Here is a 26,454-nt window from a genome sequence, read left to right on the forward strand (position 1 = left end):
AAACTCGCGTCTTTCGTCGCGATTCGGCTTGCGCTGAGCGGTCGAACGATGTTCGCTTTGACCAATCGATGCAATCGTCGTCACACCGGCGGCCGGAGAATCCGGTGCCGGCAACCCAGGAGGAGGGAACCACCGTGGTCGCCGCGGCGGACGCCAAGAACTACGTTCAGAAGCTCGGTATCACCCACGACCACGTGGTTCAGGAACTCGGATGGGACGAGGACGTGGACGACGAGATCCGCGTCGCCATCGAGGAAGTCACCGGGTCCGAACTGCTCGACGAGGACTCCGACGAGGTCGTCGACGTGGTTCTGCTGTGGTGGCGCGACAGCGACGGTGATCTCGTCGACACGCTGATGGACGTGATCAGCCCGCTGTCGGACGACGGCGTTGTGTGGGTGCTGACGCCGAAGACGGGCCGGCCCGACCATGTCGAGCCCAGCGAGATCGCCGAATCGGCGACCACCGCCGGTCTCACCCAGACGTCCGCCGCCAACCTCGGCGACTGGACCGGTAGTCGGCTGGTGCAGCCGAAGGCCGCCCGCCCGAAGCGCTGAGCTCCGCTCACATCGACGCTGAGCTCCGCGCATTCACCCACCAGCGAAGGATCGAACTGCCCGATGGCTATCGAGGTGGGCGCCGAGGCGCCCGATTTCACCCTGAAGGACCAGAACAACCAGGAAGTGTCGCTGTCGAGCTTCCGTGGCGAGAAGAACGTGCTGCTGGTGTTCTACCCGCTCGCGTTCACCGGTGTGTGCCAGGGCGAGCTGTGCGCGGTGCGCGACGACCTGCCCACCTTCGAGAACGACAACACTGCGATCCTCGCGGTGTCGGTCGGCGCGTCGCCCACGCACAAGATCTGGTCTGCCGAGCAGGGCTACACGTTTCCGCTGCTGTCCGACTTCTGGCCGCACGGCGAGGTCGCGCAGGCGTACGGCGTGTTCAACGACAAGCTCGGCTTCGCGAACCGCGGCACCTTCGTCATCGACAAGGCCGGCATCGTGCGTTTCGCCGAGGAGAACCAGCCCGGAGAGCCCCGTGACCAGGGCGCTTGGGCGAGGGCGCTCGCCGCGCTAGAGTCCTGAGTCGACTCCGGCGGAACTCCGCCGGAGATCGGGGCGTGTAGCTCAGTGGTAGAGCTCTGGTTTTACACACCAGCGGTCGGGGGTTCGAAACCCTCCGCGCCCACCAGTGTTAATGCGGCAGGCGAACGGTGGCTCACGCCGTGGGCGTGAACCTGATGGGCAGGCGCATGCAGCCGCGGACCTGGCTGGCGTGGAGAACCGGCGGATCCTCGGCGATCAGCGAGTAGTCCCAGGTCAAGACTTTTTCGGGGGCCTGCAGGCGGACCTCATAACCTGCCGGGTCTGAAGTGAGGCCACAGCGTCTCTGTTTCGGCTTGCTTCGCGGGGCTCGGCGCGGGTCCGGGAACGTCCCGCTCAGGCGTCGACATCGTCTCATCGGTCACCTCTCTTGTCGGGTGTGCGGCGTCGGGCTTGTCTGTCGCCGGCGTGAGGCTTTCCTCGAAGTTGTAGTCGAAGATGTCGAGGGCGATCGACAGGGCGCGTGCCTGGTTGCCGCCGTACCACGTAGATGGGTGGGCCCGGTCGGGGCGGCGTGGCAGTGCCGTGGGTCGTGCGTGGTGAGCGGCAGAGTCCTCACTTGTCCGCACGACATTCTGGCACGCGACGTAGTGCGGCCGAGCGCTGCGCCCAGCGCTATACCGCAACTGCGACGAGCGGATTCGACCCCGGTTCGCGACACGAGGCTCTCCTACTACGAGATAATTGGGCGAGGGAATGTCCTGACGAGGGGGATGCCATGACATGCGAACCATCGCAATTCTCCACCATGATCACGTTCACCCGCGGCGAATTAAATGCCAGCAAAGAGTCGAAATCGAAGGCGGGCGACTGGATTGTGCCTGCTTGGCAGACGCAGAAAAAATATGCAGAAGAATACTCCAAGTATTACAAGGAACTGGCGAATTCGATTCGAACGCGCGGTGACGCGTGGGGGAAAGCGGCACTCGGCATAGGTACTGCGGTATTGGCTGCCGTGGGAATCGGAAACATTGCAAACCTATTCTCAGTCCGAGACTTTGAAATATTGCAACTTATCCCTTTTGTCGGGATAGTTGTTTCCGGAATCGGAGTCTACATTGTCTCTCGTCAGTTGGCTCTGGTGAATGAGCCTTTGATCATGTCGGCGAACCCTTTGGCGATACAGACGCTTAGGTCAAAGCGGTGGTTCCAGGGGAGGGGGTTGAAGTCGGAGGGTGATCTCGTGAGAGGAGCTTACGCGAGATTCGCGTCTCTGAACTGGCATGAAGAAGCGCAGGAGGGCATGGTTCCTCTCCAGCGTCGCGCGCTTTTCCTTGAATTGGCGGCCTCGAGGCGAGCTATGGGATTGGATCTGGCAGAAAAAGATCTCGAAATAAAGGCGATAGAAGATCATATCGTCCGATTTCAACGCTGCGAGGGTGCTGATGCGACTGTCGCCGATGAGCCATCCGGCGCTACGTCCAGCTCCCGTCGCCAGACCTCGGCCGTCCCGTCCCCGTCAGGTGGCAGTGAGAAGAATTCGGAAACTGAAGCCATCACCGATCTGATCGACTCGCGTCTGGATTTGCGCCTCAATGCTATTGATGATCGGTTGGGAATGTTGGAAAGGTCGGGGATTGAAACCGATGATACGAAATTTGATTGTCAAGGACTGGGGGCCGAGGCGAATAAATGGCTCGATTACGCAATTGCAGATCCCGGTCGAACGGCAAAACTGGCGGCGCTGTTTCAGGCGGAACTGAACGCCACGATGGATCGAGCCAAGGCCCTTGTCGTGAGACAGCGGATGGTCCAGGCTACAACCGGCGGATTGACGATCGTCGGAATCGCCCTCATTATCGTGGGGTTGTACGGAGCGTTAGTCGCCGCGGATTGGGTATCTGGCGCAGAATCGGCGGACTACTCGGTACACAAGACCTGCGCCGAGATGGTTGCCCAGGCGAAAGCGGGCGGATACACGTTCGGCGAGGACGTGCTCAGCGAATGCGGATTCACGTCGACAGCTCCCGTGTCCGACACAACGAGTCCGGCGGCCACGGGAAGCACTCAGGGGCCGTAGCCAGTCGATGCGAGTGGCGACGGGGTGCTTCGGGAGCTGGTCGTCGCCCGGATCCTCGAACTATCTGAAGACCGACTTCATGCGCGTCGCCCCACCGGAGAGCACTTCCCGCGCCGCCGCCGCTTCAGCACAGCGTGACGGTGCACCCGGGGTCCAGGGTCACGATCCTGTCCCGGCACATGATCTCGATCGATTGCTGATTCCCGGGCTCGGCGCTGACGTCGACCTTGCGTCCGCTGACCGTCAGCCACAGCTTGCGGCCGCGATAGTAGATCGGAAACTCGAGGGCGCCCAAGCTGTCCGGCCATTGCGGACCGAGTACGAGGCGATCGCCGCGCACTTCGAGTCCGGTGAAGCACCGCTGCAGCAGGTCGATGCTGCCGGCCATGGCCGCGAGGTGGATGCCTTCCGACGTCGTGCCGCCTTGAATGTCGGTGATGTCCGAGGCGAGTACCTGCTCGAAGTACTCGAGCGCCCGGTCGCGATGGCCTCGTAGGAGCACCCAGGAGTGCACCACGGCGCTCAGCGTCGAACCGTGGGACGTGCGGGCCAAGTAGTAGTCGATCGTTCGTGGGATGGTCTCGGGTTCGAGGCGGTACCCCAGTTGGTCGAAGAGTTCCCGCAGTTCGTCGGAGGACAGGAGATAGAACAGCATCACGACGTCGGCCTGTTTCGAAGCCTGATAGCGATTGACGTCGTCGCCTTCTGCTTCCAGGATCCGATCGAGGCGCCTGATGTCCGCGTACCTCAGGCGGTAGTCGTCCCAGTCGAGTTCGGCCAACTCGCCGTAGCCCTCGAACTGGCTGATGACGTGGTCGTGGAACGGGACGAACATGCGGTGGCCGAGATCCGCCCACAGCGTCATCTCGTGGGCGTCCAGATGCAGGCGGTCGACGAGTTCGGCGCGGTTGTGGTTGGGGATGGCGGCCAATGCCTCGATGGCACGATTGATGACCCAGACGGCCATGACGTTGGTGTAGGCGTTGTTGTCGATGCCTGCGTACGGCGCGTCCGGGTAGCCGGAATGGAACTCGTCCGGTCCCATGGCCCCGCGAATGACGTAGCGGGATCGGACCCGGTCGTACGAAGCCAGGCTGGCGAAGAACCGCGCGATCTCCACCAGCATCTCCGCTCCGAAGTCGCCGAGGAACTCCACGTCCCCGGTGACCTGGTAGTAGTGCCACACGTTGTAGGCGATGGCGATGCCGATGTGGTACTGGCGCCAACTCGGATCGGGCAGCCATCGTCCGGAATCCGGATTGAGATGCAGCTGCTGGCTTTCCTCCCGGCCGTCACTGCCGGACTGCCACGGGTACATCGCACCCCGGTATCCGGCTGCGGCCGCGGCACGACGGGCCTCGGGCAAGCGGCGGTACCGGTACTGCAGCAGCGACCGCGTCAGGGCGGGCTCGCGCAGATTCAACACCGGGAAGACGAACAACTCGTCCCAGAAGATATGGCCGCGGTATGCCTCGCCGTGCAATCCGCGCGCCGGCACTCCCACGTCGAGGTCGGCGGTGTTGCGGGAAACGGTCTGCAGCAGGTGCAGCAGATGGAACCGCACGATTCGTGACGCTTCCTCATGGCCGGCGAGGTCGATGCCGACCCGGTCCCACAGGTGTTCCCACGCCAGGACGTGACCGTCCAGGATCTCCTCGAACCGTCCCAACCCGGTGAGCAGACGGGAGGCCGCCTCGGCCGGGCCGGAGACCGCGTGGTCACGACCGGTGAACACGGTCACCGTCTTCTCGACGGTGATCGAGCAGCCGGCCTCGACGTCGGCGGTGAGATGGTGGCCGACGCTGCCGTCGGCGTCGAAGAATCGGTAGCTGCAGTCGCAGCGGTGCCCATCGGTCCAGACCGCGGTCCGTGCCGCCGCCGCGACCGGGATGCGGGACTGGTTCGTCTGTACCGTCAGGACCACCGAGTCGGGTGTCACCTCCGCCGCCTCCACTCGGTCGAGGTGGTCGCTGGCCAGATCGCGATATCGTTCGACGAGCGTGTTGCGGACCGCACCGTCGAGCGCCGAACGGATCTCCACGGTGCCGTTCCAGTCGTGAGCCACGATCGTGGTCTGCAGCGCGCCCACGTGGGGCAGGTGCATTGCGACGAACCGACGTTCGATCACCGTTGTCGTCCGGCCCTGCTCGTCGCGACACCGCAGCCGACGGGTGAGGACACCGCGACGCAGGTTCAGATATTGGCTGTAGTCGAGCAGTTCGACGGTGTCGACGTCGAACCACGGGCCGCCGTCGATGCGAAAGGTCATCGGCAGCCAGTTGGGGGCGTTCACCAGGCTTTCGTTCACGATCGTCGTACCCGAACGGTCGTCGTGCAGACGGTTGTACAGCCCCGCGATGTACGTGCCCGGGTAGTGCCGGCGTCCGGCCGAGGCTTCCGGTGCGCATCCGCGGGTGGCGAAGAAGCCGTTGCCCACGGTGCACAGTGCCTCGCGGAGCTTTTCGCTGGGCGGATCGTAGCCGTCGAAATACAGGATCCATCCCCCCGCGCGGGACGGGCTCGCAGGGTCGCGGTCGACCAGATCCGCAAGTCGCTGCAGCAATTCGTGCACCTGCTCCGGGTCGTTCACCGCGAACCGAGCCGCCGACCGGCGATTCCCGGATTCCTCGCTCCGGACCACGATCCCGATTCCTTCGGGAGCCAGCGCGTCGAATGCGTCCTCGTCGGCGAGGTCGTCGCCGATGTACATCGGCAGCAACCCCTCCGCGTGGGTGACGTGCCCGAGCACCCAGCGCAGGGCCCGTCCTTCGTTCCATGCCACGATCGGCCGCACCTCGAGCACGTTGCGGCCGCCCACGATCCGGAGGGAATCCTCGGTGCCTGCGATCTCGTGCACGGTGGCGCAGATTTCGTCCACGCGGTCGGGTGCGGCGCGGTAGTGGACGGCGATGGAGAAGCGTTTGTGCTCGACCAGCACTCCCGGCACGGCGTCCAGATGTTCCTCCAGCAGCCGGGCCACCCGGTCGAGGGCGGGGGTGGCGGCGAGTACATCCGGATTCTCGTACCGCTCGCCCGCCGGCCCGACGAGTTCGAGTCCGTGGCTGCCCACGTACCAGATCCCCGGTATCCCCACCCGTGTCTGCAGATCCGGGAGGTCGCGCCCGCTGACCACGGCTATCGGGCAGACGACGGCGAGCCGGCGCAGAACCTCGTCGATGCCGTCGGTGAGTGCTGCCGCTGCCGGGTCCGGCACGATGCTGGCCAGCGTGCCGTCGAAGTCGAGGAACAGCGCCGGCGTGCGCACCCGCAGCAGCGCTGTCAGCTCGTGTCGGGAGGTCAGGGCATCGGGAATCTCCGAAAGGCGGCGATCGCCTGCGCGAAGGTCGATTTCGCCCGGATCCCGCACCACCACGTCCGCGCCGCGGCGGCGCAACTTGTCGGCGTCGTCGCCGCGGTCCACAGCGATCACCAGGGCGAACCCGGCTCGGTGCGCGGCGGCCACGACGTCCTCGTCGGCGGTGACGATCACAGCGGCTGTGAGTGGTGTATTGAGTCGGGCGGCGACGTTTTGAGGCGAGCCGTCGGTGACCCCGACCAGGAACGATTCACCGAGCCCGACCGTGTCGAGGACCGCCTGCGCGTCGCCGGTCTGCGAGAACACCGCGACCTGGACGCCGAAATCGTGCAACTGGTGCAGGAGCGCAACAGCGGAGTCGACGGGCCGGACATCGACCACCACGCCCAGGTCGATGACGACGGCGCCGTGGTGACGCAGGTCGATCAGCGGCTCGGTAACGGTTTCGTGTTCCGACTCCACGGCGCCTCCCGGGCGAGCGAGCACAACCTCTCGATCCCGTTCCGCTGCCCTCGTTCACCGGCGGACCGGTCGTTGTGCTGCGTGAATGCTCTTCGGGAGGCCGCGCGATGGTGACCTGCTGCTCTGATGATGGCATCCGGGAGGCCCGGGCAGTGGATACTTCGCGCAACACCCCGATGCCGGCGCGGCAGATCTCCGATCCGGTCCTGCACGGCACGAAATCGGTTTACCGTGCACAAAGGGTGGAGTCGATCTGCTGTGGACGAGGGAGTCACCGATGGGTGAACACAACGTGTGGGTACGACCGATCGAGACGGTGAGCGCCGACGACGCGCCCACGGTGGGTGGAAAATCCGCCAACCTGGGCGAGCTCACTCGGGCAGGTTTTCCGGTTCCTGCCGCGTTCGCTCTCACGACCGATGCCTATATCGACGCGATGCAGGCGGCGGGTGTGCGCGCACGGCTGGCCGCCGAAGCGGTGCCGGCCGCCGATATCGACGACGCCACCCTCATCCGCACCTCCGCCGAACTTGCGGCGCTGGTGACCGATTCCCCGGTCCCCGACGACATGCGGGCGGACATCGTGGCGGCGTACGAGGCCCTCGGGGTGAACCTCCCGGTGGCGGTGCGGTCGTCGGCGCCCGCCGAGGACGCGGCGGACACCTCGTTCGCCGGCATCCACGAGTCCTACACCAACATCATCGGCGCGGATGCGCTGGTGCGCGCCGTGCAGGCGTGCTGGGCGTCGCTGTGGTCCGAACGGGCCCGCACCTACCGCGGGCTGCGCGGAGTGACCGACGAGCCGTCCATCGCCGTCGTCGTGCAGGTGATGGTCAAGTCCGAGTCGTCCGGCGTGGCATTCACGGCCGACCCCCGCACCGGCGAACTCGATCGCATCGTGATCGAGGCGGCGCTGGGCCTCGGGGAGGTGGTCGTCGGGGGCCAGGTCGAGCCTGACACCTACGTCGTCGCCAAGGACAGCTTCGAGGTGCTCGACGTGCACCGCGGGCATCAGGAGTTCCAGATCGCCTCGACGGACGCCGGCGACAGCCGCGTCGCGGTCGACCCGGCCCGCGACACCCGCGTGCTCGACGACGATCAACTCGACCGCGTCGCGCGCCTCGCCGCGGGAGTCGAGCAGCACTACGGCCGCCCGCAGGATCTCGAGTTCGCCTTCGCGGAGAACGAGTTGTGGATCGTGCAGACCCGCCCGATCACCACGCTCGACACGTCTCCGGTGACCGCGCCGTCCGGCAACGGTGACGCGACGCCTCTGCTGACCGGACTCGGCGCCGGTCCCGGTGTGGCGACCGGTCGGGTGCGGGTGCTCCACGAACTCGTCGACGGGAAGCGCCTGACCGACGGCGAAATCATCGTCGCGCCCATGACCCGGCCGGATTGGCTGCCGATTCTGCGGCGCGCGGGTGGCATCGTCACCGATGGCGGCGGCATCACCTGCCATGCCGCGATCGTCGGACGGGAACTCGGCAAGCCGGTGGTGGTCGGCGCCCGCACCGCCACCACGGACCTGCGCGACGGGCAGGTCATCACCGTCGATGGCGACGCGGGCGCAGTGTTCGAGGGGGAGGTGCACGCCGCGCCCCGGCCGTCTGCGACCGCGACAGCAACCCCGACGGTCGTGGGCGGCGCTCCGACCGTCACGGCGACGGCGGTGTACGTCAACCTCGCCACTCCGGATGCCGCGGAGGCGGTCGCTGCCACCGACGTCGACGGTGTCGGATTGTTGCGGGCCGAGTTCATGATCACCGAGGCCCTCGCCGGGGAGCATCCGGCGCGCCTGATCGGGCAGGGCCGGCGCGAGGAGTACGTGACGAAGATGTCCGACGGTGTCGGCCGGATCGCGGCGGCGTTCGCGCCACGGCCGGTCGTGTACCGGGCGATCGATTTGCGTAGCAACGAATTCGCGGACCTCGAGGGCGGCGAGATCGAGCCGGAGGAAGAAAATCCGATGATCGGGTATCGCGGGTGCTTCCGCTACGTCCGCGACCCGGATTTGTTCTCGTTGGATCTCGATGTGCTGCACCGCGTTCGGGATCAGCATCCCAACGTGCACCTGATGATTCCGTTCGTGCGCACCAGGTGGGAGCTGAAGGAGTGTCTGGCGCAGCTCGACGCGCATCCGCTCGGCGCGGATCGCCGGATGCTGCGCTGGATCATGGCCGAGGTGCCGTCGGTGGTGTACTGGCTGCCCGAATACGCGAAACTCGGCATCGACGGGGTGTCGATCGGCAGCAACGACCTGACCCAGCTGATGCTCGGTGTGGACCGGGACTCGGAGGTGTGCCGCGACCTGTTCGACACGCTGGATCCGGCGGTGCTCGACGCGATCGACCACATCATCGAGCGTGCCTCGGCGGCCGGCCTGACCACGTCGCTGTGCGGCCAGGCCGTTTCGACGAGCACCGCACTCGCCGAGCACCTGGTGCGGCGCGGCATCACGTCGGTGTCGGTGACTCCCGACGCGGCTGCGCGGACCCGGCGGACGGTGGCCCAGGCCGAACAGCGGATTCTGCTCGACCGCGCGCGCGGGACCGAGCGGTGACGACGTGACCGGTGCCGGCCCGGCGGATCTGCTCGATGCTCGTCTGCCGACCTACGACGTGGCCCTCACCGAACATCTGACGGTGGAGGCGGATGTGCCCGCCGTCTTCCGGGCTGCGCACGACCTCGACTTCCTCACCGTGCGAACACCGTTGCTGGCCACCGCCTTCTTCGTGCGCGGGTTGCCTGCCCGCTTGTCCGGCAAGCCGTCGCCCGAACTACCGGCGTTGCGGCTGTTCGCCGATCCGTCGTCGAGTGGGCTGCCGGGCTGGCTGGTTCTCGGGGAGGTTCCCGACCGGGAGATCGCCTTCGGTGCTGTCGGCAAGTTCTGGCAGGCCGACATCGAATGGCACGATGTTCCCCTCGATCGTTTCACCGAATTCGACGAACCCGGCTGGGGAAAGATCGGATGTCATTTCCTGATTCGGGCCAACGGACCCGGCCGCAGCGTCGTCAGTTACGAATGTCGTACGGGAACAACCGATCCGGAATCACGGAAGAAGATGATGCGCTACTGGTGGATCATTCGGCCGTTCGTCGGACACATCATGCGCGCGACGCTGCGCACCATCGCCGCCGACGCACGGTGATGTGAGCAACTGCCGCGGCTCCCGGACCTGACGAACGAACCCGAGCACGTGATGGAGGCACCAGCGGAGACGATGCCGGACCGCCGCACCCTCGAGTCCGCGGTCGCGCTGGCCAGCCGCGCACCGTCCCTGCACAACAGCCAACCGTGGCGGTGGATTCTCGACACGGCCACGCTGAGGCTCTTCAGCGACAACGACCGTATCCTGCCGGCCACGGACCCGTCCGGTCGGCAGATGGTGCTCTCCTGCGGAGCGGCACTGCATCACCTGCAGACAGCGCTGGCCGCGCAACGGTGGGCCTCGACGATCGAGCGGTTTCCGCTTTCGCCGGACCGGCAGTGTCTCGCGACCCTCCGTTTCCACCGGCTGCGCGGCTCGTCCGACACCGAGATCCGGCTGGCGGCGGCGATCCACCGCCGACGCACCGAGCGATTGCCGATGGACGCACCTCCGGAGTGGCAGCGGACCGTGGCGGCACTGCGGAAGCTCGCCGAGCGCGCCGGCGCGTATCTGGACGTGATCGGCGAGCACGAACGACCTGTTCTCGACGACATGTCCCGGCGAATCAGCCGTGTGCGCCGCGCCGACCTCGCCTATCAATCGGAACTGCGCTGGTGGACCGGACACGCGGTGTACCCCGACGGTGTTCCGGCCGACACGCTGCCGGCGGGCGGGCGGGCGGTAGCGACCGAGCGAGAGTTCCCTCCCGGTCGCGCGACGGGCGAGACTGCCGCCGAGGAGGACCGCGCGGCGATCCTGCTGCTCTCGACCGCCACGGACGGGCGACCGGACTGGTTGCGGTGCGGTGAGGCGCTGTCGGCGGTGCTTCTCGCCTGTACCGACCGCGGACTGGCGACCTGCCCGGTCACCCACCTCACCGAATCCGCGGCTTCTCGCGGGTTTCTCCGCGGACTCGCCGGCAGCGACGGCGTCCCCCAGGTGCTGATCAGGGTCGGTGTCCGCCCGCCTCCCCGCTCGGACACGGCAACTCCGAGACGGCCCCTTTCGGAGATTCTGTTCAGGGAACACCCGGGAGCCGGGGTCGGATAGTGGATCGGGTCGGGCTACGGACGATCGAAGCTCGCGTGCATTTCCCAGATCAGGATCTCCGCGGCGGTGACAGCCGTGACCCGCTGACCACCGGAGTCGGTCAGCCGCAGCGCATCGCCGTGTTCGAGTCGGCCCGATCCCTCGATGTCGACGCTGCCGCGTGCGACGAACAGGTGGCCGAACGGCGCGTCGGGGATCGTCACTGCCTGGCCCGGCTGCAACCGGGCGGCGTGCAGGCCGGCGTACCGATTGTGCAGTCCGATGGCCGCATCGTTGCGGTGGTGCGGCAGGCCGGACGCGACGACGACGAGCGCGCCCGCGTCGAGTTCGGCGTCGATGGGCAGTTCTTGGTAGCCCGGGTCGATGCCGGGTTCGTCCGGGGGAATCCACATCTGGACCACGTGCACGGGTGCGGCGATCGCCGTCCCGTCCGCGCGGCGCCGGTCGTTGCGTTCGGAGTGCAGGATGCCTCGGCCCGCGCTCATCCGCTGCGCGAGGCCCGGGTGGACGATGCCGCTGTTGCCCTGGGAATCCTGATGCACCAGCGACCCGCTCACCACCCACGTGACGATCTCGACGTCCTGATGCCGGTGGGTGTCGAATCCGTGGCCGGCGTCGACGATGTCCTCGTTGTTGACCATCAGGATGCCGTGTGCGTGCTCGGTGAGGTCGAAGTTGCCCGCGAACGGAAAGCTCTGCGCGGTGTCGATCCAGCCGAGGCGCTGGCGGGCGCGATCGCCGGAACGGTGGATCACTGGCTTGGACACGGCTGCTCCTCGGGAGGGTGGAAGCACTCAATATAGTTGACTATGCAACTATATCCGAGGTGGTCCTATCCGGTCGGCCCGGCCGCCTTCAGCGGCGTCTCGAACGCTTCTTGTTCTTCTTGCGCTTCTTCCGGCCTCGGGATTTCGGCTCGGCCGGCGGTGTCACCGGCGGTTCCGCCGTCGCCGCGGCGTCGGTGGCCGCGGGGTCCTCGCCCGCGGCGATCGGGGGCAGCGATCGGGCGGCCTCCCGGCGCAGGCTGTCCATGAGTTCGGGGGAGCGCAGCAGGAACGTCGCCTCCCGCAACGCGGTGTACCTGGCCAGCGAGATGAGCACCGCATTGTCCTGTTCGCCCACGATCTCGACCGCGACCGTGTCCCCGTTGACCTCACGGACCAGGCTCTTCAGGTTCTTGCGTGCGGATTTCACCGTGGTCGCTGGCACCGACGTCGACTCCTCTCGCATTCTTGTCCGAGTTCGCATCTTCGCATCGACGGGGCGCGTTGCGGGCGGGGACACGGCAAATCAGGAGTCAGTGGTCCAGTGGACCCCGGTGTGCTCGATGTAGCCGGCGACGGCCTCCTCGACGGTGCCGAAGAAATGCGCCGGCTCGATGGCCTCGGCCAGGCCGTAGCGGTCGATCTTCATCCGAACCGGATGCTTGAGCTCGGCGAACACCAGCGACGTGCCCTGGGCATCGAGCTCGTGATCGAGTTCGAACAACACGTCCGCCGCGGTGGTATCGACATCGGTGATGGGCTCGGCGGCGATCAGAATCCACCGGGGTTTCGGGTCGGTCCGGGCGAGGCGGCGCACGTTGTCACGGAACGTCTTGACGTTGGCGAAGAACAGCGGCGCGTCGAACCGGTAGATTGCGAGACCGGGCAGGTGCCGCGCGTCGGGGTGCACCGTCACGTCGTGGAATCCCTCGAGGCCCGGCACCCGGCCGAGCACCGTCTGATAGGGCCACCAGGCCCGCCGGAAGATGTTGAAGACCGACAGCAGCACCGCCACGGCGATGCCGGGCAGCACGCCCAGGACCGCGACACCGAGGAACGCGACGATCGACAACGAGAACTCGGTCTTTCGCTGGTGCCACAGCCGGGCGGTCCCGGGAATGTCGGCGAGCGACAACGAGGCGGTGATGACGATCGCGGCCAGTGCCGGTTGGGGGAGATTGCGGAACAGGCCCGGCAGCAGCACGATCATCACGAGGATCAGCACCGCGCCCGTGACGCCGGTGAGCTGCGTCTTCGAACCCGAGCGTTCGGCGACCGCGGTCCGCGAACCGCTCGTGCTCACCGGGAAACCCTGGAAGAGGCCGGCGGCCAGATTCGCGGCCCCGATCCCGATCATCTCCTGATTGCCGCGGATCTCCTGGCCGGTGCGCGCCGCGAACGACGAGGCGGTCGAGATCGTGTCGGTCAACGACACCAACGCGATCCCCAGCGCGCCGGCGAACAGCAACGCCAGATCGTCCGCACCCACGTGCGGAATCGTCAGGGGCGGGAAACCTTGCGGAAGTTCCCCGACGAGCGAGACATCGCGGTCGGCCAGCCCGAACGCCGACGCCGCCGCGATCGCCAGTACCACCATCACCAGCACCGCCGGGATCTTCGGAACCCACCGTTGCATCACGAGGATCAACGCGATCCCGCCGACGCCCACCGCGACCGCAGCCCCGTTCGCCTTGCCCTCCGCCACGCCTGTCACGAATCCGGTGACGTCACCGAAGAAGTTGTCCGAGTCCACCGAGAACCCGAACAACTTCGGCAACTGACCGACCAGGATGGTCAGGGCCAGGCCGTTCATGTAGCCGATCATCGTGGGCTTGGAGATGAGGTCGGCGATGAAACCGAGCTTGGCGACCGACGCGAGAATCATGATGACGGCGACCATGATTGCGAGCATCGAGGCGAGTGCGACCGCGCGGGCCGGGTCGCCGCCGGCCGCGACGAGCGGCAGTACCGTCGCGGCGATCATCGGGCCCAGCGACGAGTCCGGACCCAGCACGAGAATGCGTGACGGGCCGAACACCGCGTAGGCGAGCAGGCACAGGATGCTCGTGTAGAGGCCGGTGATCGGGGGCAGTCCGGCCAGTTCGGCGTAGGCCATGCCCTGCGGGACGAGCAGCGTGGACAGCACGATGCCGGCGACGATGTCCTTCGCGAGCCAGCTTCTGCGGTAGGTGGCGGCGGCTTCGAGGCCGGGCATCACACCGAGCAGGGAGTCCGTCCTTCGCCGCTGCGCCATCGTCACATTGTGCGGTCCGGCGGCGGCGCGCTCGGGTGGAATCCGCAGTATTCCAGTCTGTCCCTGCTCGGCCCCGTTCCGGGCATGGTGACATTCTGCTGAACGCCTCGGGGACGAGCGCCGGACACGGGCCTCGAACTTCAGCCGGCGACGACCTCGCGGAGTTCGCGGCGGGTCGTCCGGTAGATCTCCACCAGGTCGGCGTCCTCGCCGGCCTCGGCGCGTGCGACCCACGTGTCGAAGGCGATCCGTCTGGCGACCGCTGCGGCTTCGACCAGCAGCCGCGCGAACGACGCAGAGCGCACGGGAGTCACCTTCCGCGCGACCTGCTCGGTGACGCGGCACACGGCGATGGCGTCGGATGTGAAGGCGGCCGCGCGCAGGTGATCGTCCGAGAGGATGAGCCGGCGGGTGCGGAGCATCCGGTCCTTCGCGTCGTCGGAGCCGGTCATGAGGCGGCACAGCGACCGCTCGTACAGCGCTTCGAGACCGTCGAGGTCGACGTCCTCCGGAGCGACGGACTCGAGCCAGGCGGTGATCTCGGCCTCGAAGTCGCGGTCGGATCCGCAGACCGAGTCCTCCTTGGTCGCGAAGCAGCGGAAGAACGTGCTGGGGGAGACCCCGGCACGGCGGGCGATCTCGTCGACCGTTGTCGCGGTACAGCCGTGCAGTTCGAACAGTTCGATCGCGGCGCGGTTGATCTCGAGGCGCGTCTCCATCCGTCTGCGTGCCCGCAGGCCGAGGACGGGTGGGTGCGATGTGGTGTTCGGTTGGCTCATTCTCGCTCCAGTGGCCGCCTGAAAGTCGACGCCCATTAGACCCGAAATTAGTTTGACAGTCACTTCCACATCGGGAGAAGCTTTCACCTCCGTCGCGGCTGCGCCGTGCCCGCCATCCCATCGAAAAGGTTCCTCGGACATGCAGACATCACCGGTGCACGAGCATCAGGACGCCCACGCCGAGGAAGAGATGGCACCCGGAAGCGGGCTGCTTATCGGCGTGCTGGTCGTCGCGACGTTCGTCATGATCCTCAACGAGACGATCATGAGCGTCGCGTTGCCGCGGCTCATGGTCGACCTCGGAATCACCGCGAGCACCGCCCAGTGGCTCACCACCGGGTTCCTCCTGACGATGGCCGTCGTCATCCCGACCACCGGTTACCTGTTCCAGCGCTTCCCGCTCCGGCAGATGTTCATGGCGTCGATGGGCGTGTTCAGTCTCGGCACGCTGTTCGCGGCGTCCGCGCCCGGATTCGAACTGCTGCTGGCCGGCCGGATCACCCAGGCGGTGGGCACCGCCATCATGCTCCCGCTGCTGATGACCACCGTGCTGCGCGTCGTCCCGGCGAGCCGTCGCGGACGGATGATGGGCGTCATCTCCATCGTCATCGCGGTCGCGCCCGCGATCGGCCCCACGATCTCCGGCATCGTCCTTGACGCGTTCGACTGGCGCTGGATGTTCTGGATCGTCCTGCCGATCTCGCTCGTCGCGTTCGCCGTCGGATCGGTCCTGGTCAAGAACGTCACCACCACCGGTAGGGCCCCGCTCGACGCGATTTCGGTCGTGCTGTCGGCGCTCGCGTTCGGGGGCATCGTCTACGGCCTGAGCAGCATCGGCCACTCGGCGGAGGAATCACGCGTTCCGGTCTGGATCCCGCTCGCCGTCGGGGTGGTCGCGCTGATCGTGTTCGTCCTGCGGCAGATTTCCCGGCAGTCCGACGGCCGCGCCCTGCTCGACCTGCGCCCGTTCTCGACGCCGGCGTTCAGCCTGGGTCTCGGAATGCTCGTCATCAGCATGATGGCGCTGTTCGGCGCCCTGATCCTGCTGCCCCTGTACCTGCAGAACGTCCGCGGCATCGACATCCTCACCACGGGCCTGCTGTTGCTGCCCGGCGGCCTCGTGATGGGTGTGCTCTCGCCGTTCGTCGGCCGGATCTACGACCGCATCGGTCCGCGCGTGCTCGTCATCTCCGGAGCAACCGTCGTCGCCGCGGCGCTGTGGCTGATGGCGCTGCTCGACACCGAGTCGCCGCTGCCGATGGTCGTGCTGATCCACTCGCTGCTGATGGGTGGACTCGCATCGGTCATGACCCCGCTGATGACCTCGTCGCTGGGATCGCTCCCGGACGAGCTCTACTCGCACGGCAGCGCGATCTTCAGCACGATGCAGCAGCTTGCCGGTGCCGCCGGCACGGCGCTGTTCGTGACGGTCATGACGTACACGGCGGCCGCCCGCGTCGCGGACGGAGCCACCGAGATCGACGCCGCTCAGGCCGGTATCCACACCGCGTTCCTGTACGGCGGGATCGTCTCGCTCCTCGCGGTGGCAGTGTCGTTCTTCATCGGACGGCCCGCCCGCGGTCGGCTGACCGAGGTGCAGGCAGCCGCCGCGGAATAGCGCGCGATCGTGCGAGGACCGGTCGCGCCGCGTGCGTCGGTACGACCGGTCCGCGTGCGTCAGTGCGAGTCGGTACCCGCGGTCTTGTACGCCTCGGCCAGCAGCGTCGCGATGTGGTCGTCGAGCTGGTCGGGGGAGATGATGCTCAGCCGATGTGTGGTCACGGTGTCCGTCGTCGGGAACGCTTCTCGCAACTGCGGGTGATGGATCCGCCGCTGCAGATCGATCGCGACCTCGAGTCGCGTCGAGTACACGAACGCCGCCGCGAACACACGGTCGCGTGCCCACGCGACATCCGACCGCCGCACCCGCTCGTCGACATCGGGACCGAGCGCCAGCACCATGTCACGGAACCGGAGGAACCCTTCGATGCCGGCAGGATCCTTGTCGGCCAGATAGTCGTCGACGGACGCGTACATCGGGTGCTCCTCGTGCGTTTCGCGGTTGTGGTGCGGTGCGTTCACCGCGACCTGCCGTAGCGGTCGGCGAGTTTCTCTTCGGTGGTGCGCGGCGCCGGTGGGGTCTCCGGGTCCGGCGCCGCGGCGGTCTGAGCCTTGGCCTTGCGTCGTTCGCGCAGCTCCGCCCACACGACGTAGCCCAGCCCCAGCGGGGCCATGATGCCGAATGCCAGCCACTGCAGGCCGTACGACAGGTACGGGCCGGCGTCGAGTTGCGGCAGCGCGATGGTGCCGAGACCCCCCGGCTGGCCGTCGGCGAGCTGCAGGTAGCCGCCGGCCAGGTCGATGCCGGTAGCGGCCGCGACCTGCGGGGTGTCGATGTAGTACACCTGCAGGAACCCGGCGTCCCGGAACGGTTCCTTGCCCAGCACCGTGCCCTCCGACACGCGGATGCGTGCCTCGAGAGTCACCTGCCCGGTGGGGGCCGCCTCGATCGGCGGAACCTCGGTGCCGAGCACTGGGCGGACGAAACCACGATTGACCAGCATCGTGCGCCCGTCGTCCAGGACGAACGGGGTGAGCACTTCGTAGGCAGGCTTGGAATCGACGCTGCGCAACCGCAGCAGCACATCCGAATTCGGCAGGTAGCTGCCGGTCGCGGTGACCCGGCGCCACTCGTCGTCCTGCGCCGGTTCCCCGTCGCCGATCAGGTCTCCGACCGGGACCGGATCCCGCGACAGCGATTCGGCGATCCGGTCGTTGCGTTCCCCGGTGCTGGTGTTCTTGCCGAGCTGCCACGGCGCCAGGACCGTGAAGCATGCGTAGGCGAAGCCGACGACCACCAGGGCCAGCAACAACCAGCTCGGGCGCAGCAGAAACTTCAGACGTCGCACGTGTCCACGGTAGACGGTGAGCCGGGCCTCACCGTTCCCGCACCCATGCGAGCAGGCCCGGAATCGCCGCCTCGATCTGCTCACACACCAGCTCGAACTCGGGCAGACCGCCGTAGTACGGATCCGGCACCGACTCGGTGTCGGCGTCCGGATCGAAGCTGCGCAGCAGGGCGCGACGCTCGGTGGGCACGCCCAGCTCCGTGAGCACCCGGTCGTGCCCGGTGGCCAGCGCCACCACGAGATCGGCCTCGAGATGGTCGGCGCCGAGCTGCGCAGCCCGATGACCCGTCGGATAGCCGTGGCGTTGCAGCACGGCATTGGTCCGCGGATCGGCCTCGGCGCCGATGTGCCAGCCGTGCGTGCCCGCGCTGCTCACCCGCACCCGGCCGTCGAGACCCGCCCGCCGCAGATGGTCGGCGAAGATCTTCTCGGCCATCGGGGACCGGCAGATGTTGCCCGTGCACACGAATGTCACGTGCGGAACGTCAGCGTGCACCGGTGAGGATCCTCCCGAGTTCGGAGACGCTGCCGACCGCCGTATGGGCGTGCTCGGATTCCTCGGCGGCGCCGTAGCCGTACTCGACGAACACCGTCGGAATGCCGAACCGGCCTGCGCCGTGCACGTCGTGCTCACGGTCGCCGACCATCAGGACACCGGCGGTGCCGCCCGCGGCAGCCTCGACCGGGTCGATCCCCAGCGCGGCCAGGCTGTGCGCGACCACGTCGTCCTTGGCCCGGCGGTTGCCGTCGGGGCTGGCCCCGCCGATGAACTCGAACGCCTCGGCCACCCCGAAGTGCCGCAGGATCCGTTCGGCGAACACCTCGTTCTTCGAGGTGGCCACCGCGAGTCGGCTCCCGGCGTCGCGCACCTCCTCCAGCATCGTCTCGACGCCGTCGAACAGGGCGTTCTCCGCCCAGCCGGTCGCCGCGTAGTACTCGCGGTACGCGGCGGTGCCCCGGTCCACCTGCGCCTCGTCGAGGCCGAGCGCGCGCAGCGAATCGGTCATCGGCGGACCCAGCAGCCGCACCAGGTTGCCCGCCGGCACGTCGACGCCCAGCGTCGCCAGCGCGTGCCGGTAACCGTTGATCACCCCGGTCGCGGAATCGGTGAGGGTGCCGTCGAGATCGAACAACACCACCGGTGACGGCAGCATCGGCGGGCGGGTGTCGACGAGGAGAGTCACCCGCACATTGTCGCTGCTGCCCGCCGCGGCCGCCGCGTAGGGTCGGGGCGGAACGATGGTGGACGGGCGAGGAGGGCATGTGTCGGCGGTGACGTTGCGTGAGGTGATCGACGTACTGGAGGCGGCCTACCCGCCGTCGCTGGCCGAGTCCTGGGATTCGGTGGGGCTGGTCGCCGGTGACCCCGACGATCCGGTGAACAAGGTGCTCCTGGCCGTCGACGCCACCGCCGCGGTCGTCGACGAAGCGCTCGCCTGGGGTGCGCAACTGCTGGTCGTGCATCATCCGCTGCTGCTGCGAGGCGTCGACACCGTCGGCGCCCACACCCCGAAGGGCGCCTTGATCCACAAGCTGATCCGCGGTGGCTGTGCCCTGTTCACCGCCCACACGAACGCCGACCGTGCCGACCCCGGCGTGTCCGACGCGCTCGCTCAGGCACTCGGCCTGACCGGCCTGCGTCCCCTCGAACCGAAGCCGGAACCCGCCACCGACAAATGGGTGGTGATGGTCCCGTCCGATGCCGCCGACACCGTGCGCGCCGCACTGTTCGACGCCGGAGCCGGAGCGATCGGCAACTATCGCGAGTGCTGCTGGACGGCGTCGGGCACCGGGCAGTTCCGGCCGCTCACGGGCGCGGACCCGGCGATCGGCGGCGTCGGGGAACTCGAACGGGTCGCCGAGGACCGCATCGAGGTCATCGCCCCGCGTCGAGCCCGCTCCGCGATCCTCACCGCCCTGCGCTCGGCGCACCCCTACGAGGAACCCGCCTTCGACGTGTTCGAACTCGCCGAACTTCCGAGCTCCCGGGGTCTCGGCCGCGTCGGGGAGCTGCCCGAACCGCAGACGCTGCGCGCCTTCACCGAGACGGTCGCGGCCGCGCTGCCCACGACCGAATGGGGTGTGCGCGGCGCCGGCGACCCGGACCGGCAGATCCGCACCGTCGCCGTGTGCGGCGGATCCGGCGACTCCTTCCTCGGCGCGGTCGCCAAGCTCGCCGTCGACGCCTACGTCACCGCCGACCTGCGGCACCACCCCGCCGACGAGCATCTGCGCGCCGGCGGCCCCGCGCTGATCGACGTCGCGCACTGGGCCAGCGAATACCCGTGGTGCGACCAGGCCCGCGGTGTCCTCGATGCCGCACTCGGTGACCGCCCCGGGTGGGTCACGCGGGTCACCGCGTTGCGCACCGACCCCTGGACGACCGCCGCCCGATGACGCACCTCCGCGCGGTACCGTAAGCAGCTACGACCGTCCCCTCCGAAGCCCCTTCGCACAAGCTCTCGAAAGCAGGAACCACCCGCGTGAACGTCGAACCCGCCGTGCAGTCCAAGCTTCTGTCCCTCGCCGCCGTGGACGCCGAGCTGAACCGTCTCGCACACCGGCGTCGCACCCTGCCCGAGCAGCAGGAGGTCGATCGTCTCGAATCCGAGCGCACCAGCCGCAAGGATGCGGCCGTCGCCGTCGAGATCGTTCTCGACGACCTCGACCGGGACATCCGCAAACTCGAGGGGGAGGTCGACGCGGTCCGCCAGCGCGGTGACCGCGACCGCAAGCTGCTCGAGGGCGGAACGATCGGCGCGAAGCAGCTCACCGAACTGCAGCACGAACTGGGCAGCCTCGACCGCCGTCAGTCGGCACTCGAGGACGAATTGCTCGAGGTCATGGAACGGCGCGAGGCCACCAAGGCCGATCACGATCACGCCGGCGCGCAGGTTTCGAAGATCGACGAGGAGATCGCCGTGGCCGAGCGGCTGCGCGACGAAGCCCTCGCCGACATCGAGGTTGCCGAGCAGCGGTGCCGCACCGACCGCGCCACACTCGTCGACGCGTTCCCCGCCGAACTGGTCTCTGCCTACGACACGCAGCGCGAACGCAGCGGCATCGGCGCGGCGCTCCTGCAGGGCCGTCGCTGCGGCGCGTGCCGCCTCGAATTGGACCGGGGTGAGATCGCCCGCATCAGCGGGACCGCACCCGACGTGCTCGTCCGTTGCCCCGAGTGCAACGCGATCCTGGTCCGCAAGGAATCCGGGCAGTGACACCGGTCGTCGTCGAAGCCGACGGCGGCTCGCGCGGCAACCCCGGGCCGGCCGGCTACGGCGCGGTCGTGTTCGACGCCGACCGTCGGACGGTACTCGCCGAACGCAGCGAGGGCATCGGCATCGCGACCAACAACGTGGCCGAATACCGTGGACTGATCGCGGGTCTGACCGCGGCGCGGGAACTCGGTGCCGACGCTGTCGACGTGCGCATGGATTCGAAGCTCGTCGTCGAGCAGATGTCGGGACGCTGGAAGGTCAAGCATCCGGACATGATTCCGCTCGCGGCCCGGGCGCGCGAGCTGGCGGCCGGGTTCGAGCGCGTCGAATACTCGTGGATCCCGCGCATACAGAACGCCTACGCGGACCGGCTCGCGAACGAGGCGATGGACGCCGCGGCCGCGCCGGCTGAGGCCCCAGCGCCGAACAGCGCAGCACCGAACAGCGCGGCAGCGAACACTGCACCCGGCTGGACCGGCGCGACCGGCTCACCCACCCGGTTCCTGCTGCTGCGGCACGGCCAGACTCCGCTGTCGGTCGAGCGGCGCTACTCGGGCCGGGGCAACCCTCCGCTCACCGATCTCGGCCGGGCACAGGCCGCCGCTGCCGCCGCGCGCATCGGGGAGCGGGGCGGTATCACGGCGATCGTCTCGTCCCCACTGGACCGGGCCCGCAGCACCGCCGCGGCCGCCGGGCAGGCCCTGGGTCTGCCGGTGGTCGTGCACGACGATCTCACCGAGACCGATTTCGGTGCCTGGGAGGGCCTGACGTTCCGGGAAGCGGCGGACCGGGACCCGGACCTGCACCGCGCGTGGCTCGGCGACACCTCCGTGCGGCCACCACAGGGGGAGAGCTTCGACGAGGTCAACGCGCGCATCGGGAAGGTTCGTGACGAGCTGATCCGCGAATATCCGGGACGGACGGTGCTGCTGGTTTCGCACGTCACACCGATCAAGACGATGCTGCAGTTCGCGCTCGACGCCGGGCCTTCGCTGCTGTACCGGCTGCACCTGGATCTGGCGTCATTGTCGATCGCCGAGTTCTTCGGCGACGGCGGATCCTCGGTGCGGCTGGTCAACGACACCTCCCACTTGTGACGGTGCCTCGGTGAACCGGGCCGGCTGAGGTCAGGAGCCGCAGTTCCCGCCGGTCGGTCCGCCGGCGAACCGGGCGTCGAGCCACTGCAGGCCCTCCGCGGCGGCGGGCGGTAGTCCGATTCCGTGCCCGATGCCGGTCTTCGTCAGGACCGGCGGCAGTGGATACCGTCGATAGTTGACGGAAACCCCTGTGGCGCACCACTTCCCGACCATCTTGTCGACGCCTGAGACGAGCACGAAATCGTCGGCGGAGTTCTGCGCTACGAACATCGGAACGGACGGTGGGGTGTTGCCCAGCTCCTGACGTTTCACCGCGGTCGCCCACGGCTCCGCCGACAGATACTCGGCGATGGGTCGCCCGTCGAGCGTGTATCGCGTGGTGGGCGAGAACGGATTCAGCAGCGGGAAGTCGTACACGCAGGAGATCGCGGCACGGTCGAGGACAGCGCGTCCCTCGGGGTTGAACACCGCCAGCATCTCCTCGGCGTAGTCCGGGTAGGCGGCGACGAATCCGTTGACGACCCATCCGATGCCGCCGGAGAGGGTGGAGCCGTCACCGGCGACGGCGAGATCGGCCAGCGAGGCGGGTGGTGATCCGGCGACCGCCGCGACCACCGGCAACTCGGGCGCGTAGCTGTCCTTCAATTCCGCGGCGGCCGCCGAACTCATCCCGCCCTGCGAGTATCCCCAGAAGGCGAACCTGGTGTCCCCGGCGATGCCCCGGTCGGTGAGCGACCGTGCGGCCCGCGCGAGATCGAGCATCGCGTATCCCTGGGATTCGCGGTTCAGATACGGATGGATCCCGGGGGTGCCCAGGCCCTCGTAGTCGGTGACGGCCACGGCGTAGCCGCGTGAGAGCAGCGGTGCGATCTGCAGATACTCGTACTCCTGGCCGAACGTCATCAGCTTCGACGGCGCGCACTGGTCGCCCATGCCCTGCGTTCCCGGGCCGACGACGACCGTCGGCCGCGACCCGGCGCCGCTCCACGGTGCGGTGGGCACGAGCACGGTGCCCGTGACGGCCACCGGGTCACCGGCCGCGCCCACGCTCCGGTACATCACCCGGGCGACGGTCGCGTCGATCGCGAGGGGCGTGCCGGGCACGATCGCCGCCACCGACGGCTCGACCCGCAGGACGTCGCCTGGCGAACCCGCCGGTAGCGGATCGGGTGGCAGGTAGAAGTCCGCGTAACCGCCGGAGTCACCGACGGGGTCGGCTGCGGCCACCGGTGTCAGGAGCGATGCCGCGACGACGGTTCCCGCCGCCATGATCATCGCGAGTCTGCGGAGGTTCCGTGGCATTCGCAAGTCCTGTCGTCACGTGGTGTCGTCATGGCCGCGCCACCACCGATGGCCGAGAGAGCGGAGTTCTCCGATGTAGGAAGTGGGATTACTGCAGCTTGCGGATCGTACGCAAATTTCGCGTCGTCGTCACGGACTTGTATCGCGCGCGGCCCGTTGCTTTTCCGAACGGGCTGCTCAGCGTCGATCCCCTGAGGACGTGCCAGTAGACGACGCCGTCTCCCGGTGCGATCTCTTCGACCCGCGGGTCCACGGCGATATCGAGCAGCTCCTCGCGCACGGCAGGGTCGGCGACGAACACGACGTAGGTGTGCCAGCCGTCCCGGTCCTCCTCGAACGGGCAGGCGTCGGCGAGACCGGCGAACCCCGCTTGCTCGAAGACGAACACGAACGCCTGGTATCCGAACCGGGATTCGAGGGCCGCCTCGATCTCGGTCTTCGATGCGCCGGGATCGGTGCTGCCGGCGTCGAACACGACATTGCCGGACGCGAGCACCGTCCGGACGTTGCCATAGCCGAGGCCGGTGAACACGTCCCTCAGGTCGGCCATCCTGATGGTGATGCCCCCGACATTGATACCTCGTAGCAGAGCCACATAACGCGCCATGGCGGCACCGTAGTTCGCGCCACCGACAGTCCGGGCAGTATGGTTGTCGACGCGGACGAGTTGACCGGGCGGCCGCGGATCAGGGAACCGGCACCACACGGTGTCAGGCCCCGAGCCGAGGAAAGTCCGGACTCCACAGAGCAGGGCGGTTGCTAACGGCAACCCGAGGTGACTCGCGGGACAGTGCCACAGAAAACAGACCGCCTGCCCTTCGGGGCAGGTCAGGGTGAAACGGTGCGGTAAGAGCGCACCAGCACCCCGGGTGACCGGGGTGGCTCGGTAAACCCCGCCCGGAGCAAGGTCGAAGGCCGCACCACCACCCCTCGGGGCAGTGGTGCGGCTGCGCAGGTGTTCGAGGGCTGCTCGCCCGAGCCTGCGGGTGGACCGCTCGAGGTACCCGGCGACGGTGTGCCCAGATGGATGGTCGCCACCCCGCCTCGGCGGGGGACAGGATCCGGCTTACAGGTCAACTCGTCCGCCCTCGTTCGACCCCTTCCTGGACCACCAGGAACCGAAAGGGTCGGTCAGAGCGGACTGACCACCAGCAGCTGGGCCCAATACGCGGCGGCATCGGCACCCAGGTAGGGCAGCAGGTTGTCGAAGATCAGGTAGGACACGCGGTTCTCCTTGCTCACATATCGGGATCGGGGGACCGGTCGCGACGGTACCAGCCACGCCGGACCCGCGGGTTCGCCCCGATGCCGCACACCGGTGGGGCAGACTGTCGGATATGAGTGACGACGGTTGGTACTACGACGTGAGCACCGGCGAGGTCTCCCAGGGCAAGGACCCCAGCGCCCTGAATCGGATGGGTCCCTATCCGGACCGTGCCACCGCCGAGCGTGCGCTCGAGATCGCGGCCGAACGCAACAAGGCAGCGGACGACGCCGACGACGAGTGGAACGGCTGAGACGGATGGAACGGCTGATACGAGTGGAACGGCTGGGGGCTCTGTCACACCTGTGGTGAACACACGTATCGTCGTCGCGCCTGCGATCGACTTCGGTGCCGTTCGCGCCGAGTTCGCGCTCGACGACCGTCACCCCGCGGCCTCCATCGCCGAAGCGAGGAAGGCGACCGACCGTTTCGCGGCCGAGCGGGAGGACCGCACGGACCTGCCGCTGGTGACGATCGATCCGACCGGATCGATGGATCTCGACCAGGCGCTGCATCTCGAACGCACCGTCGACGGCGGGTTCGTCCTGCACTACGCGATCGCCGACGTGTACGCCGTCGTCGAACCGGGCGGTGCCGTCGACGCGGAGAGCCATCGGCGTGGTCAGACCTACTACCTGCCCGACGGCTCGGTACCGCTGCATCCCCGGGAGCTGGCGGAGGGCTCGGCGAGTCTGTTGCCCGGCGAGCCCCGGCCGGCGGCGCTGTGGCGGATGGAACTCGATGCGGCAGCCGAGCCCGTCTCCGTGACGGTGCGGCGGGCTCGGGTGCGTTCGGTAGCGCGCCTGGACTACGCCGGGGTGCAGGCCGACGCGGACGCCGGGACGCTGCATCCGTCGATCGCGGCGCTGCCCGAATTCGGGCGCCTGCGTCAGGCGGCCGCGCGGGCGCGCGGCGCGATCGAGTTGCGATTGCCGGAGCAGGACGTGGTCGCCGACGGCGCCGGCTGGACGCTGCGGATCGAACCGCGCACCGCGGCCGACGACTGGAACTCGCAGGTGTCGCTGCTGACCGGCATGTGTGCGGCGACGATGATGATCGACGCGAAGGTCGGTCTGCTGCGGACCCTGCCGCCTGCCGATCCGGAAGCGGTCGCCACGCTGCGGCACACCGCCGCCGCCCTGAACGTTCCGTGGCCGGCCGAGGTGCCCGTCGGCAGCTTCCTGGCGGGCCTGGACGCGAACCTGCCCACCACCTTGGTGCTCATGAGCGAGGCACCGGCGCTGCTGCGCGGCGCGTCGTACGGACTGCTCGACGGGTCGCTGCCGGAACTGCTCGTGCACGGCGCGATCGGGGCACCCTACGCGCACGTCACCGCGCCGCTGCGCCGGTTGTCGGACCGCTACGCCACCGAGGTGTGCCTGGCCGTGGGTGCGGGCGCACCGGTGCCGCAACAGATCCGGGACGAGCTGGCTGCGATGCCCGACATCATGTCGGCGTCGGATTCGATCGCGGGGAAGATCTCCCGCACCTGCATCGACCTGACCGAGGCGACCGTGCTGGCGCCGCGGGTCGGCGATCGGTTCGACGCGACCGTGATCAAGGGCGCGAACGGCCGCCGCGACGCGCAGGTGTTCGTCCCCTCGGAGACCGTCATCGCCCCGTGCAGCGGCGGTCCCGGCGACGGCACCCAGGTGCGGGTCATCCTCGACGTGGCGGACCCTGTGACGCGGAAGGTGCAGTTCGCGTACTGGCCTGGGACGGTACCGTCACAGGCGTGACCGACATCCGACCCGCCGCCACCCC

The 26,454-nt window shown here is 68.1% G+C and carries 23 protein-coding genes, 1 tRNA gene and 1 other RNA gene; 14 read left to right on the plus strand and 11 right to left on the minus strand.

The annotated features are described in order from the left end of the window. The first annotated feature begins 134 nt into the window (after positions 1-134). The 4 genes from RZ1_RS23105 (at position 135) to RZ1_RS23120 (ending at position 3,123) form a co-directional block, all read left to right on the plus strand. Complete coding sequence (locus tag RZ1_RS23105; protein ID WP_072814907.1) at positions 135-557, plus strand: DUF3052 domain-containing protein; 423 nt, start codon at positions 135-137, stop codon at positions 555-557. A gap of 63 nt (positions 558-620) precedes the next feature. Further along, entirely contained in the window at positions 621-1,085 is a 465-nt protein-coding gene (locus tag RZ1_RS23110) for a peroxiredoxin (RefSeq protein WP_072814856.1), read from the plus strand. Between the two features lie 31 nt (positions 1,086-1,116). Next, positions 1,117-1,191: transfer RNA gene (locus tag RZ1_RS23115), tRNA-Val, on the plus strand. Between the two features lie 660 nt (positions 1,192-1,851). Beyond that, entirely contained in the window at positions 1,852-3,123 is a 1,272-nt protein-coding gene (locus tag RZ1_RS23120) for a hypothetical protein (RefSeq protein WP_139281943.1), read from the plus strand. Positions 3,124-3,247: 124 nt separating this feature from the next. Here RZ1_RS23120 and otsB read toward each other — a convergent pair whose 3' ends face one another. Beyond that, positions 3,248-6,901, minus strand: a complete 3,654-nt coding sequence (gene otsB / locus RZ1_RS23125; protein WP_072814858.1) for a trehalose-phosphatase — start codon at positions 6,899-6,901, stop codon at positions 3,248-3,250. A gap of 277 nt (positions 6,902-7,178) precedes the next feature. On the opposite strand from otsB, the gene ppsA reads away from it, so the two are divergent. Genes ppsA through RZ1_RS23140 form a run of 3 tightly spaced genes read left to right on the plus strand, consistent with a single transcriptional unit; the run spans position 7,179 to position 11,103 of the window. Continuing rightward, positions 7,179-9,464 carry a phosphoenolpyruvate synthase gene (gene ppsA / locus RZ1_RS23130; RefSeq protein WP_072814859.1) on the plus strand — a complete coding sequence of 762 codons (2,286 nt, stop codon included), beginning with the start codon at positions 7,179-7,181 and terminating at the stop codon, positions 9,462-9,464. A 4-nt stretch (positions 9,465-9,468) separates the two neighbouring features. Next, complete coding sequence (locus tag RZ1_RS23135) at positions 9,469-10,053, plus strand: hypothetical protein (RefSeq protein WP_083583862.1); 585 nt, start codon at positions 9,469-9,471, stop codon at positions 10,051-10,053. 51 nt (positions 10,054-10,104) lie between these two features. Further along, complete coding sequence (locus tag RZ1_RS23140; protein ID WP_072814860.1) at positions 10,105-11,103, plus strand: Acg family FMN-binding oxidoreductase; 999 nt, start codon at positions 10,105-10,107, stop codon at positions 11,101-11,103. A 14-nt stretch (positions 11,104-11,117) separates the two neighbouring features. On the opposite strand, the gene RZ1_RS23145 is transcribed toward RZ1_RS23140, so the two are convergent. From RZ1_RS23145 to RZ1_RS23160, 4 genes are all read right to left on the minus strand, one after another. Next, the gene (locus tag RZ1_RS23145; protein WP_072814861.1) at positions 11,118-11,870 is read right to left on the minus strand and encodes a pirin family protein; all 753 of its coding nucleotides are present in this window, start codon (positions 11,868-11,870) and stop codon (positions 11,118-11,120) included. Between the two features lie 88 nt (positions 11,871-11,958). Then, a complete protein-coding gene (locus RZ1_RS23150) occupies positions 11,959-12,312 on the minus strand; it encodes a type II toxin-antitoxin system Phd/YefM family antitoxin (RefSeq protein ID WP_238071648.1) in 354 nt (117 codons plus the stop codon). An 81-nt stretch (positions 12,313-12,393) separates the two neighbouring features. Beyond that, the gene (locus tag RZ1_RS23155) at positions 12,394-14,121 is read right to left on the minus strand and encodes a SulP family inorganic anion transporter (protein WP_072814863.1); all 1,728 of its coding nucleotides are present in this window, start codon (positions 14,119-14,121) and stop codon (positions 12,394-12,396) included. A gap of 140 nt (positions 14,122-14,261) precedes the next feature. Continuing rightward, on the minus strand, positions 14,262-14,900 hold the full coding sequence (locus RZ1_RS23160; protein ID WP_072814864.1) for a TetR/AcrR family transcriptional regulator: 639 nt from the start codon (positions 14,898-14,900) through the stop codon (positions 14,262-14,264). 139 nt (positions 14,901-15,039) lie between these two features. Here RZ1_RS23160 and RZ1_RS23165 point away from each other — a divergent pair, with 139 nt between their 5' ends. Beyond that, positions 15,040-16,518 (plus strand): DHA2 family efflux MFS transporter permease subunit, encoded by a 1,479-nt coding sequence (locus RZ1_RS23165; RefSeq protein ID WP_072814865.1) that lies wholly within the window; start codon positions 15,040-15,042, stop codon positions 16,516-16,518. A 59-nt stretch (positions 16,519-16,577) separates the two neighbouring features. On the opposite strand, the gene RZ1_RS23170 is transcribed toward RZ1_RS23165, so the two are convergent. Genes RZ1_RS23170 through RZ1_RS23185 form a run of 4 tightly spaced genes read right to left on the minus strand, consistent with a single transcriptional unit; the run spans position 16,578 to position 18,993 of the window. Further along, the gene (locus RZ1_RS23170) at positions 16,578-16,937 is read right to left on the minus strand and encodes a DUF5655 domain-containing protein (RefSeq protein ID WP_072814909.1); all 360 of its coding nucleotides are present in this window, start codon (positions 16,935-16,937) and stop codon (positions 16,578-16,580) included. Positions 16,938-16,978: 41 nt separating this feature from the next. Continuing rightward, complete coding sequence (locus RZ1_RS23175; RefSeq protein WP_072814866.1) at positions 16,979-17,809, minus strand: SURF1 family cytochrome oxidase biogenesis protein; 831 nt, start codon at positions 17,807-17,809, stop codon at positions 16,979-16,981. A gap of 28 nt (positions 17,810-17,837) precedes the next feature. After that, positions 17,838-18,305, minus strand: a complete 468-nt coding sequence (locus tag RZ1_RS23180) for a low molecular weight protein-tyrosine-phosphatase (protein ID WP_072814867.1) — start codon at positions 18,303-18,305, stop codon at positions 17,838-17,840. Continuing rightward, positions 18,295-18,993 (minus strand): HAD hydrolase-like protein, encoded by a 699-nt coding sequence (locus tag RZ1_RS23185; protein ID WP_072814868.1) that lies wholly within the window; start codon positions 18,991-18,993, stop codon positions 18,295-18,297. The genes RZ1_RS23180 and RZ1_RS23185 overlap by 11 nt, the downstream gene beginning before the upstream one ends. Before the next feature lie 55 nt (positions 18,994-19,048). Between RZ1_RS23185 and RZ1_RS23190 the strand changes: the two genes are divergently transcribed. The 3 genes from RZ1_RS23190 (at position 19,049) to RZ1_RS23200 (ending at position 22,124) form a co-directional block, all read left to right on the plus strand. After that, a complete protein-coding gene (locus RZ1_RS23190) occupies positions 19,049-20,206 on the plus strand; it encodes a Nif3-like dinuclear metal center hexameric protein (protein WP_083583863.1) in 1,158 nt (385 codons plus the stop codon). Positions 20,207-20,292: 86 nt separating this feature from the next. Next, positions 20,293-21,027, plus strand: coding sequence for a zinc ribbon domain-containing protein (locus tag RZ1_RS23195; protein WP_072814870.1), 735 nt, complete (start codon positions 20,293-20,295; stop codon positions 21,025-21,027). Beyond that, positions 21,024-22,124, plus strand: a complete 1,101-nt coding sequence (locus RZ1_RS23200; protein ID WP_072814871.1) for a bifunctional RNase H/acid phosphatase — start codon at positions 21,024-21,026, stop codon at positions 22,122-22,124. Before RZ1_RS23195 ends, RZ1_RS23200 begins: the two co-directional genes overlap by 4 nt. A 30-nt stretch (positions 22,125-22,154) precedes the next feature. Here the strand turns inward: RZ1_RS23200 and RZ1_RS23205 are convergent, their stop codons facing one another. Further along, a complete protein-coding gene (locus RZ1_RS23205; protein ID WP_072814872.1) occupies positions 22,155-23,426 on the minus strand; it encodes an alpha/beta fold hydrolase in 1,272 nt (423 codons plus the stop codon). 88 nt (positions 23,427-23,514) lie between these two features. Next, a complete protein-coding gene (locus RZ1_RS23210; RefSeq protein WP_072814910.1) occupies positions 23,515-24,033 on the minus strand; it encodes a DUF1697 domain-containing protein in 519 nt (172 codons plus the stop codon). A gap of 56 nt (positions 24,034-24,089) precedes the next feature. On the opposite strand from RZ1_RS23210, the gene rnpB reads away from it, so the two are divergent. The 3 genes from rnpB to RZ1_RS23225 all read left to right on the plus strand — a co-directional run bounded on the left by rnpB (position 24,090) and on the right by RZ1_RS23225 (position 26,429). Further along, an RNA gene (gene rnpB / locus RZ1_RS23215) (RNase P RNA component class A) lies at positions 24,090-24,511 on the plus strand. 252 nt (positions 24,512-24,763) lie between these two features. Next, entirely contained in the window at positions 24,764-24,943 is a 180-nt protein-coding gene (locus tag RZ1_RS23220) for a hypothetical protein (RefSeq protein ID WP_072814873.1), read from the plus strand. Between the two features lie 52 nt (positions 24,944-24,995). After that, positions 24,996-26,429, plus strand: a complete 1,434-nt coding sequence (locus RZ1_RS23225; RefSeq protein ID WP_072814874.1) for an RNB domain-containing ribonuclease — start codon at positions 24,996-24,998, stop codon at positions 26,427-26,429. Positions 26,430-26,454: the final 25 nt, after the last annotated feature.

The sequence above is a fragment of the Rhodococcus zopfii NBRC 100606 = JCM 9919 genome (genome assembly GCF_001895025.1).
In the GTDB taxonomy this organism is placed as follows: Bacteria; Actinomycetota; Actinomycetes; order Mycobacteriales; family Mycobacteriaceae; genus Rhodococcus; species Rhodococcus zopfii.